The sequence below is a fragment of the Nostoc sp. genome (genome assembly GCF_036917675.1).
Taxonomy (GTDB): Bacteria; Cyanobacteriota; Cyanobacteriia; order Cyanobacteriales; family Nostocaceae; genus Nostoc.
The window spans coordinates 115,621-127,673 of the sequence record NZ_JBALCT010000047.1 but is presented as its reverse complement, the minus strand read 5'-3'; the positions used below and the strand labels follow the sequence as shown (position 1 = coordinate 127,673).

At 43.2% G+C, this 12,053-nt stretch carries 6 protein-coding genes and 1 pseudogene; 4 read left to right on the top strand and 3 right to left on the bottom strand.

All coding sequences use genetic code 11. The features are described from left to right. Window positions 1–211 precede the first annotated feature (211 nt). On the bottom strand, window positions 212–670 hold the full coding sequence (locus V7K31_RS16700; RefSeq protein WP_335095454.1) for a M67 family metallopeptidase: 459 nt from the start codon (window positions 668–670) through the stop codon (window positions 212–214). A 152-nt stretch (window positions 671–822) separates the two neighbouring features. Here V7K31_RS16700 and V7K31_RS16695 point away from each other — a divergent pair, with 152 nt between their 5' ends. Then, complete coding sequence (locus V7K31_RS16695) at window positions 823–5,049, top strand: beta strand repeat-containing protein (protein WP_335095453.1); 4,227 nt, start codon at window positions 823–825, stop codon at window positions 5,047–5,049. A gap of 1,002 nt (window positions 5,050–6,051) precedes the next feature. Continuing rightward, a complete protein-coding gene (locus V7K31_RS16690) occupies window positions 6,052–8,172 on the top strand; it encodes a beta strand repeat-containing protein (protein WP_335095452.1) in 2,121 nt (706 codons plus the stop codon). Between the two features lie 256 nt (window positions 8,173–8,428). Here V7K31_RS16690 and V7K31_RS16685 read toward each other — a convergent pair whose 3' ends face one another. Further along, entirely contained in the window at window positions 8,429–8,989 is a 561-nt protein-coding gene (locus tag V7K31_RS16685) for a nitrate transporter (RefSeq protein ID WP_335095451.1), read from the bottom strand. A gap of 805 nt (window positions 8,990–9,794) precedes the next feature. On the opposite strand from V7K31_RS16685, the gene V7K31_RS16680 reads away from it, so the two are divergent. Further along, window positions 9,795–10,199, top strand: a complete 405-nt coding sequence (locus tag V7K31_RS16680) for a DUF4112 domain-containing protein (RefSeq protein WP_334784765.1) — start codon at window positions 9,795–9,797, stop codon at window positions 10,197–10,199. Between the two features lie 738 nt (window positions 10,200–10,937). Beyond that, window positions 10,938–11,210, top strand: a pseudogene (locus V7K31_RS16675) (hypothetical protein). 246 nt (window positions 11,211–11,456) lie between these two features. On the opposite strand, the gene V7K31_RS16670 reads toward V7K31_RS16675, so the two are convergent. Next, a complete protein-coding gene (locus V7K31_RS16670) occupies window positions 11,457–12,032 on the bottom strand; it encodes a TIGR04376 family protein (protein WP_335095450.1) in 576 nt (191 codons plus the stop codon). Window positions 12,033–12,053 lie beyond the last annotated feature (21 nt).

The window sequence follows — 12,053 nt, the reverse complement described above, 5'->3', positions numbered from 1 at the left end:
CGCTTTGTCCAGAGCGGGGGTCTAGTTTTCTTCTTCTGAGGCAGTAATGGCTCGATGATTTCCCACTCTTTGTCAGTCACATCGCTTGAATACCCATTTTCAGCCCTTACCTGTTTAAATTCACCTCTTTGTGTTGATTCTACTTGTTCGCCTAAAAGATATCAAATGGATTCTATAGAGGTATTCACTATGATGTCTTTAAACTAAGCCGTTAAATTATATTTTCAATTGCCTCGGCTTGAAACTGATGATGATCATCAAGGCTCCAGCTTTGGAGTTCTCCAGCTTTGCCGTTTTGGACAGAAACTATTATATACGAGTATCCCTGCCAAGCGTATAGGCGATCGCATTCTGAAGGGATAGCAGGATGATCTGGGTGGGAGTGAAAAATGGCGATAATGTTCAGTGAGCGATTGCGTGCTTCCTTTTGTGTTTTTAACATAATTTCGGGTGCGATCGCATATTGCCGTCTTTTACTTTCTGTTGTACGTTCCCCTGGAAACTCAGCCGCCGCTTCTGTATTCCAGACATTTTCTGTTGGCATGACTTCTACCACAGTTTTGTCTTCATTAACCAGATAGCCCAAAATTATACCGCAGCACTCGTCTGGGTAAGTACTTTCGGCATGGGTGCGGATGGTTTGCAAGTGTTCTTGGCTGAATCGGATCATGTCTGCGTTGGTAATTCTAGCAATCTATAACGATTCTGGCTTAGATACAAGACATTGGCAGGCGATCGCTTAATCTTGATCATAGTATAGGTGTAGTCCAACCCACGACAACTTCAAGTTACTGAAAAAATCGATTTAGGTAGGTAAAAATTATGGCAAATATCATTGGAACCAATGCTAATGACATCCTACAGGGTAGTGATGAGGCAGACACAATTAACGGTAAAGCCGGTAACGATACCATCATAGCTACCTATGGCAACGACACCTTGACTGGTGGAGGCGGCAACGATAAATTCGTTTACGACTCCGAGTTCGGCGGCACTAATATTATCATCACCGATTTTGATGGCATAGGTAAAGGGGTAAATCCCTCGGCAGGAGTCATTGCCGAAGTGGATACCCTAAGTTTCCAAGGTGCAGGCTTGACTGCCCAAAATTTGCTGCTCACCCAAAATGGCAACAATCTGGAAATCAACTTTAAAGGGGTGATTGATTATAATTATGATTATGCATCTGGGTTTACTGCTCCCCTGGTCATCCTGCAAAACTTTGCCCTGGAAAACCTGGATAACCTCAGCAAATCTACAGGAGCCACTGTAAACTTGGGCAATATCCTGTTTAATGGGCAGACTAGCATCACGGACAGCTTTGATGTCTTCAATGCCAACTCCACTCAAAACACTATCTTCAACAAAAATACAGTCACCTTCCTTAATGACCTGAACAATAATGTTAACGGCTTTGACAACTCAGATGATGTCATCAATGGTCAGGGGGGTAATGACAAAATCGACGGCAAAAGTGGCAACGACATGCTGAGGGGTGGTACGGGGAATAATACTCTCATTGGTGGTACTGGTGACGATATTTTGAATGTTGAATTTTCAACCGGGGATAACATCCTCAACGGTGACGCTGGTAACGATTACTTGAGTGCTGGGGCTTCATCAGGCAATAACTTACTCTCTGGGGAAGATGGCAATGATTATCTCTCCACCTCTTACATTTATGCTTACGAAGAACACATCGTTTTTCCCTCTTCAGGCAATAACAGCCTCAACGGTGGTGCTGGTAACGATACCTTAGATGCTCAGTCTCCATCAGGTAATAACTTACTCTCTGGGGGCGATGGTAATGATTCTCTCTCCACCTCTGGGGTTAGTACTTATAAAGGGGACCCTAATTTTAGCTCCTCAGGTAATAACACCCTCAACGGTGGCGCTGGTGACGATAGCTTGAGGGCTGAGTATTCAACAGGCAATAACCTACTCTCTGGTGGCGATGGTGACGATTACTTAAGTAGTGACTTTTCAACAGGCAATAACCTACTCTCTGGTGGCGATGGCAATGATACTCTCTCCAGCTCGGGCTATGTCGATGTCTACGATGATTATATACCCTCCTCAGGCAATAACACCCTCAACGGTGGCGCTGGTGACGATTACTTGAGTAGTAACATTTCAACAGGCAATAACTTACTCTCTGGCGGCGATGGCAATGATTCTTTCTATGTAAGCACCGCATCAAATAGTGCCCCCTCTTATTTGGTAACTCAAACGGTAGATGGGGGTAAGGGTGACGATTTGTTGTCCATTGATTACACCAATGCTATAGGGGGGATCACTACGACATTCAATGCTACTAATAACACTGGAGAAATTACGGCAGGCACCTATCAGGTTAATTACAAGAATATCGAAGGATTAAATATCTTAGGTACAACCTACAATGACAATATTGTCGGGAATAGTGGGAACGATACGCTCTCCCCTGGATCTAGTGGCAATGATACGATCGATGGGGGTAAGGGTGAGGATTTGTTGTCCGTTAATTACAGCAATGCTACAGGGGGGATCACAACGACATTCAATGCCACTACTAACATTGGAGAAATTAACGCGGGTACGAATCGGGTTAATTACAAGAATATCGAAAGATTAAATATCTCAGGTACAGCCTACAATGACAATATTGTCGGGAACAGTGGGAACGATACGCTCTCCACGGGCTATGGTTACAATGGTGGCAATGGCTATGGTAGTGGCAATGATACGATAGATGGGGGTAAAGGTGACGATTTGTTGTCCGTTGATTACAGCAATGCTGGTGGGAGGATCACAACGACATTCAATGCCACTACTAACATTGGAGAAATTAACGCGGGTACGAATCGGGTTAACTACAAGAATATCGAACGATTAAATATCTTAGGTACACGCTTAAATGACAATATTGTCGGGAACAGTGGGAACGATACGCTCTCCGGGGGTTCTGGAAATGATACGATTATTGGCGGTGCAGGTAATGATATCCTGACAGGTGGGAATGATAACGACACCCTAACTGGTGGCATCGGCAATGATAAATTTGTTTACAATTTGGGCGATGGCAACTTAGGCAACGGCACTGATATTATCACCGATTTCGGTGGCGTGGGTAAAGGCTCAAATGCCTCAGCAACGGTGATTGCCTCCTTAGACACCTTAGAATTTACAGGTAATGACTTCACTGCTCAAAATCTACAATTAACTCAAAATGGTAACAACTTAGAAATCACCTTTGAAGATGATGTCGAAAAGACCAAAGTCATTCTGCAAAACTTCAAATTAGAAAACCTAGATAATCTGCCAGCAACTTCTTCACGGCCTGCCATTGGCAATATCCTGTTTGATGGACAAACCTGCATCACCGACAGTTTTGATGTGTTCGATGCTAATTCCACTCAAACTAGCCTGTTCAATAAGAACACTGTTACCTTCCTGAATGACCTATCCAACAACATTACGGGTTTTGACAACTCCAATGATGTCATCAATGGTCAGGGGGGCGACGACATCATCGACGGCTTGAGTGGTAATGATCTTTTAAGAGGTGGTGCAGGAAATGATACTCTCATTGGCGGTGCGGGAGATGATACTCTCATTAGCGGTGCAGGCAATGATACCCTTGACGGTGGTACTGGTGACGATCGCTTGAATGCTAACGGTTCAACAGGTAGTAACACCCTCAACGGTGGTGCAGGTAAGGATAGCTTGAGTGCTAGCGGTTCAACAGGCGATAACCTGCTCTCTGGGGGCGATGGCAACGATTTTCTTGACCTTTATGGCGGCTACTACAGCAAGTCTCGTTCTTTAGGCAATAACACCCTCAACGGTGGTGCAGGTGACGATAGCTTGAGTGCTAGCGCTTCAAAAGGCGATAACCTGCTCTCTGGGGGCGATGGCAATGATTATCTTGACGTCTCTGGCTACAACAACGGCTCCGACTCTCGCTCAACAGGCAATAACACCCTTAATGGAGGCGCTGGTGACGATAGCTTGAGTGCTAGCGGTTCAAAAGGCAATAACCTGCTCTCTGGGGACGATGGCAATGATTCTCTTGACCTTTCTGGCGACTACAAGGACAACTTTGACTCTCGCTCAACAGGCAATAACACCCTCAACGGTGGTGCAGGTGACGATAGCTTGAGTGCTAGCGGTTCAACAGGCAATAACCTGCTCTCTGGGGGTAATGGCAATGATTCTCTTGACGTCTCTGGCTACAACAACGGCTCCGACTCTCGCTCAACAGGCAATAACACCCTCAACGGTGGTGCAGGTGACGATACATTGAGTGCTAGCGGTTCAAAAGGCAATAACCTGCTCTCTGGGGGCGATGGCAATGATTCTCTTGACCTTTCTGGCGGCTACAGCGATGGCTTCGACTCTAGCTCATTAGGCAATAACACCCTTAATGGAGGCGCTGGTGACGATACATTGAGTGCTAGCGGTTCAAAAGGCAATAACCTGCTCTCTGGGGGCGATGGCAATGATTCTCTTGACCTTTCTGGCGACTACAAGGACAACTTTGACTCTCGCTCAACAGGCAATAACACCCTTAATGGAGGCGCTGGTGATGATAGCTTGAGTGCTAGCGGTTCAACAGGCGATAACCTGCTCTCTGGGGGTGATGGTAATGATTATATCTCAGCCTCTAGCGCCTCCGGTAATAACACCTTTTATGGTGGTAATGGCAATGACTACCTCATTGGTGGCAACGGTAATGATACCCTCTATGGAGGAGCTGGGACTGATACCTTTGCTTTCAATAGTTACCATGAAGGCGTTGATCGTCTTTATGACTTCAACGCCACTAATGAACTGATTCAAGTATCGGCTGCTGGTTTTGGTGGCGGGTTATCAATCGGTTCACTTCAGAAAAGTCAGTTTACCCAAGGAACATCTGCAACGACAAGCAATCAACGATTTATCTATGACTTTTCTACAGGTGGACTGTTCTTTGACCAAGATGGCAGTGCGGCTGGGTTTACTCAGGTAAAATTTGCACAACTATCTGCTGGATTGTCATTAACCAAAAACAACTTTATGGTTGTTTAATCGTCATTAGCGTTCTTCTATGACTCTAAGCACGGATTGCGAGGTGCTTAAAATAGTACCTTGCATTGGATTTTTCAATACAACTACTGTTAATAGAGAGTAGATGTTAGGGGTTTTATTCGTCAACTTTCGATATGGGTGCGGTTAGTTTACAAGTGTTGTTGGCTAAGTTACATCATGTATGCGTTCGTAATTTTGATTACCTATAGAGATTCTTATATAGATATTAAGATATTGGCAGGCGTAGGCGTAGCACGCCACAGGCATCGCAGCCTTCAAAAAGGAAAATATGTATTTTGTATCACTCCTTAACAAATTTGCCTGTCAAAGAGTAAATCTCCGATAAATATTACTGTTGCTCAAGAGTGATGTATAAAGGATGCCAAAAACGTAAAATTTCAGTGAATTCTCTCTGCCCTAAAACAGCGCAAACGGCAATTTGAGAACTCAAATTACTGAAAAAATCGATTTAGGTAGATAAAAGTTATGGCAAATATGATTGAACCAACGCTAATGATATCCTAGTAGGCAGCAACTTAACTGACATAATTAACGGTAAATTCTTAGCTATAAACTCTAAAAATGTGAAGAACACACTAAGAGAATTACCTAGCATGTACATTTATTGGCATATAATGTAAAGACTATGCAAAGATAGTTGTTTAAGTATAGACATCTAAGTAGATATTCAGTATTTAGTTAATATCAGGTTATTCAGATGTTTCCTATTTTTAAGCCTAGTTTTGATATTTAACTAATAATTTTGCATAAGAGATACTGAAGAACCTGATATCTAAATAGGTGCTACTTGCAAGCTGGTTGCAAGCTGGTTGCAAGCTAGTTAATAGAGTGGATTTTCGAGAGAAATTACTATCCCTCAAGGGTGACGTGAAAGTATGCCGAAAGCGTCAACTCTTGGCGAGTTTTTATGCTCTAAAACAGCACTAACTCAATGTTGAGAACTTAAAGTTACTGAAAAAATCAATTTAGAAGGTAAAAGTTATGGTAAATATCATTGGAAGCAACGGCAATGACACTCTAGTAGGCAGCAACTTATCAGACAGTATTAACGGTAAAACAGGTAACGATACCATCACAGGGAACAAAGGTAACGACACCTTGACTGGTGGTGGCGGCAAGGATACATTTGTTTACAACTTCGGCGACGGCACTGATACTATCACCGATTTCGGTGGCATTGGTAAAGGGACAAACCCGACAGCAACAGTGATTACCGAAGTGGATACCATCAAATTCGTTGGTGCTGGTTTCACTGCCCGAAATCTGCTGCTTACGCAGAATAGCAGCAATCTGGAAATCACCTTTGAAGGGGTGGCTGATGCCAAAGTTATCCTAAAAAACTTCAAACTAGAAAACTTGGATAACCTGAAAGCTTCTCCAACAATACCAGCGATCGCTAATATCCTGTTTGATGGGCAAAGTAGCATCACGGGCAATTTTAATGTCTTTGATGCCAACTCCACTGATCATAATCTGGGCATCAAGAACACCGTGACTTTCCTCAATGACCTTGATAATAACATTACGGGTTTAGACAACTCCGATGATGTGATCAATGGTCAGGGCGGTAATGACAAAATCGACGGCTTGAGTGGCAACGACTTGCTGCGGGGTGGTACGAGGAATGATACTCTCATTGGTGGTGTGGGGAATGACACCCTCGTTGGTGATACGGGCAATGACTCCCTCGACGGTGGTATTGGTAACGACTGGCTACGGGGTGATGCGGGGAATAATATCCTCAACGGTGGCGCTGGTAACGATCACTTGAATGTTGACGCTTCAGCAGGGAATAACCTACTCTCTGGTGGCGATGGCAATGATTCTCTCTCGGCTTTAGGTGACTATAACGGCGATGTGGTGTCTGGTAATAACACCCTCAACGGTGGGGCTGGTAACGATCGCTTGATTGCTGACGGTTCCGCAGGCGATAACCTCCTCTCTGGTGGCAATGGCAATGATTCTCTCTCCGTCTCTGGTGGCTACTACGACCCTAAGGTGTCTGGTAATAACACCCTCAACGGTGGCGCTGGTAACGATAGCTTGAGTGCTTTCTTTTCAACAAACGATAACTTACTGGATGGTGGCGATGGCAATGACACTCTCTCCGTCAATCTTGCCAATGGTAATAACACCCTCAGCGGTGGTGCTGGTGACGATTACTTGAGTGCTAACATTTCAACAGGCAATAATCTGCTCTCTGGAGGGAATGGCAATGATTCTCTCTTTGCCTCTAACTTTGAGGGCTACAGGTTTGATAACTGCTCAGGCAATAACACCCTCAACGGTGGTGCTGATGACGATTATTTGAATGTTGACTATTCACGAGGCGCTAATCTGCTTTCTGGTGGCGATGGCAATGATTCTCTCTCCGGCTCTAGCTACGGCTACGGCTACGGAGGATCTTTTTATAACACCAGTGGCAATAACACCCTTAACGGTGGCGCTGGCGACGATAACTTGAATGTTGACTATTCATCAGGCGATAATCTGCTCTCTGGAGACAATGGCAATGATTATCTCTCTGCGTCTGGCTACAAGTACGACGTGTACGCCGACAACGGCCAAGGAATTTATCGCAGAGACTCAGGCAATAACACCCTCAACGGTGGTGCTGGTGACGATAAGTTGATTGTTGATTATTCAACAGGGAAGAACCTACTCTCTGGGGGTGATGGCAATGATACTCTCTCTGCCGATGGCGCATTAGGCAATAATATCCTTTCTGGTGGTAATGGCAATGACATCCTCACAGGTGGCAACGGTAATGATAGCCTCTATGGAGGATCTGGGACTGATACCTTTGCTTTCAATAGTTACAAGGAAGGTGTTGATCATCTTTATGACTTCAACGCCACTAATGAACTGATTCAGGTATCGGCTACTGGTTTTGGTGGCGGGTTATCAACACCTTCACTTCAGAAAAGCCAGTTTACCATCGGAGCATCTGCAACAGCGATCGCTCAACGATTTATTTATGACAATATTACAGGTGGACTGTATTTTGACCAAGATGGCAGTGCAGGTGCATTTACTCAGGTAAAATTTGCACAACTATCTGCTGGATTGTCACTAACCGAAAACAATTTTGTGGTTGTTTAATCTTACAGCAGTTTTTATTTAATATGCCTTATGTGAATTAAGCCACAGGATGCTGTTCAAAAGTAAGCAGATCAATACCAAAACGCTGACGCAGAAAAATACGCTGCACTTCGACAAGGTGACACAGTGAGCCTGTCGAACTGCTCTGTTACCACGCGAACGACAAGCTCAGGGCAACGCAGGCTCACTGTAAGACTTGCCGAAGTATTGATTTGGAATGGCTGGTTTATTTACGCGGTGTTGTACTAGATAAAATTTAGGAAGGTTTTTTCCCATCTGAAACCATTTGCGAGAGAATATAGGCTGCGAAATCTAGTAACTGATCTAGCAAAAAGCCAATGATACCGATGTAGAGGATCACCTGGATTATGTAATCGGTATTGCCAGCTTTATAAGCATCCCAGAGGGTAAAGCCAAGTCCTTTAGGACCTGTTAACATTTCTGTAGCAATAACTATAAACCAGGCTACCCAAATGCTAACTTTCAAGGCATGAAATATATGAAATATAGCTACTCGAAAGTTATTGTTCTGTCTCTGAAAATGTCGCATACCTATTGCCGTATTGATAATCATTGTCCAGAGAGTTCCCAGAAAAACTACTATAATAGCAGCCGAATCACTCTCTTGAAACGCTATTAGGGCAATAGGTAGCAAAGCTATAGGAGGGATACTATGTGGTATCTGAAATATCAACCTAAATAGCTGATAAATCATGCTATTCATGCCGATTAAATATCCGATAAAACTACCCAATACAACGGCTGGAATGTAACCCACAAATAATCGTTGTAGGCTAGCTAAAATGTCTAAAAACATATTATTTTCTCTGCCTCAGTTCTCATGAAAAACATCTGGGAAATACTGCGGCAACAACACCAAAAAAGTGAATTTAATTCTACTTCTTCTTTGATTACTACAAGATTTTTTATATCTTCTCCTCGGTGACGGTTAATCAAAAAATTAGGTATTATTACGATGTGTTAGAAGTAGTACAAAGAAAAGGTAAAACTTGGCTTTACTAAACTTTATCAGAAAAATAAATCCTGATTAGCAAATTAAATACAATTTCCAGAATTTCCTTGCTTGATAATTGTACTAATACCAACTATTTGTGAAGCTGCACAAAATTAAGCTTGTTCAGACTTGGGGCTTAGAGGATGTTTCAAAAGTCCTTAGTAATGTATCAAATATTTTTATATCCTCCTAAATCCCCCTTAAAAAGGGAGACTTTGATTCCAGTTCCCCCCTTTTTTAGGCTCCCGTGTACACACAAGTCTCTGTTGACGCAATTTACGGTTTATCGAATAGCCCAAAGAAACCTCACCCTGGTTTTGCTTGTGCAAAACCTGTCCCTCTCCTTACTAAAGAGAGGGATTAAAGTCAGGACAGGGTGAGGTTTTAAAGACTTTAGATAATCAGATGACTTATGTGTACACCGTAGCTGTTTAAGGGGGGCTAGAGGGGATCAATAAGTGCTTAAAATCACAGCCTACCACTTTTCAAAAAACCTCTTAAGCCCTTTGTGCGGGAGCAATCTCATAGGTAATCAGTTTATTTCTAACGGTACAAGACAAAGAACTAGAAATAGTGCAATCTAAGAGTAGTGTAAATACTAGAAATTATGGACGCTGCTAAACGCCTTGCTACTCTAAATCGCATCCGCAAACTCAGCCGCTTGATGGATACATCTATACGCATCCCTCTAACAGGTTTTCACATTGGAATAGACCCAATTATCGGTCTAGTTCCAGGTGCTGGTGATTTAATTAGTACAGCGTTTTCAGCTTACATCATATTTTTAGCTACCCGCTTTGGCATCCCACGCCAAGATTTAGCCAAAATGATTTTCAATGTTGGTTTAGAAACAGTCGTGGGTACTGTGCCTTTTGTGGGTGATTTGTTTGATGCTTTTTATAAGTCTAATATTCGCAATTTGGCAATTTTAGAGCAACATTTGACAGTGGTTGAACCAGAACTCAAAAAAGTTTCTGATGAACTTTACTCTCGTAAGTTCAGCGAAGTTTAAGTATTGGACTTTGGACAAAAAGGAGTGATCGTCTTCCAGGTCAGTGAATCAGCAAGTAGTTCACCGTACTTAGTTCTGGAATTTTTGCACCTCCAACACCATTATGCGATCGCTCTTATTCCGCAAACAAAAATATTACTCGCCAACAGAGGGTAAAACTTATCTGGCAGAAATCCCCACAGAAGCGAGTTTTTGTCAGACATCGGCATTAGCCTGAGCGCAGGTCAATTGTCCAAAGTCAGTAGACCGAAAAGTTTTCCAGAAGCCTTACCAACGTCTTATTTGGGCGCGTCTACACCATGCGCTCGAATCCTCTTAAAATCTGCTTTTTAAGTAACAGGCGTTATGGATGAACTTTCTGCGATCGCACTCTGGTTAACAAGAACGCAGGCGATCGCACTTCCAATTTTTCCTCTAATAATTTTTTAAGCTGAGGCGTAGGCGCAGCCCGTCGTAGACATCGCTCCAGGGGTGTAACTTTTCCTCTAAGAATATCCGAATTGCATTACTGACCGAGGAGTAATTTAGCCTAGTTTGTGCTTATTCCTCTTGTCATTATTACTGCCAATAACGGAATCAAGCCAAAAGGTGACTAATAATTCAGATTTCCATTGACTACGAACCCACAATCATTAGTAGGGGTTGCTACTGCATTCCCTGCTGATTTTCAGCTTTAACTCAGTTGAATGGCTGGCATCGGCTTTGTGTCACCTTTGTTTTAAAGTTTGATGGTTACAGATGAACATAGGAATAATCGAGCCTTATAATAGCGGATTTTTAGACGTTGTACCATAGGGTGAAGACAGCGACTATTGGCAGATTGCTGCTATACATATCAATGGCCAAGCCTACTGCCCTACCCCTCGGCTTTATCGTTCAGAAAAAGTGGCATTAGCAAAAGCTGCACAAATTTATGATTGGCTAGCTGATCACCAAGGAGAAATTATTAATCAAGTTTGCAACTGCTCTGAATTAAAACTCATCCTATGGCAGCAAGCAAAAGTATCTTAGTCGTAAAAGTTATGTCCCGCAAGGCACTGAAGTGCCTTACTGATAACAAAAGTAATCTAAAGATTACTAAATATCCGCAAAAATCCTTAGTCTACTTCAGTAGACTTTAGCTATTAGCCTTGAACTTTAGTTCAAGGCGGGTGACGAAGCTAACAGTTAAGCTATTTCTAGCTAAAGTTGACACCAATGGAATAAGTGTGATGCCTACCCTATACAGTAATGGCACTAATATCCGTGCCTTTGCGATTATTTTCCTAGATTCCGCTTCATTTGTTCTAACTCATCCTGAGTTTCCCAGTGACTAAACTTTTCTTCTAAGTCATCAAACCCACCAGAATAACTGCTAGTTTGATTCGACCAGCCATTGGTTTCCAAACGCTGCTGAGTTTGGGTTTTAGCACGGGCTGTCTGTGCTTCGGCTGCTTTGGCTTGCACCTCTTGTCGGCGCTGCTGAATTTTTCGCAGTAGTTCCTGAGATTGGTTAATGCGTTCTTTCAGCCCTTGCATCTGTCCCCAGCGCTGATTTCCTTCGCGCAACAGGGCTGCTTCTCGCTCACCCGCAGCCGCCGCCAAATCCTCTCTACCAGCATTTTCGGCTTTTTGAACACGGATATGCCAACGCTGAATTTCTTGAGCGGTGGAGAGAATTTCTTCTTGCGATCGCTTCTCTTGTACTTGTAAATCTGCGATCAGCTTTAATGTGTCTTCCTCTTGCTCACGCAGCTGTTCTAGCAGCGCCTCTAACTCCAAATGGGGATTGTTACGCAAGAATTCTTCTAAACGATTTTCTAGAAACCGACTCAAATCATCAAATAAGCCCACTGCTAGAACTCCAGAGATCGG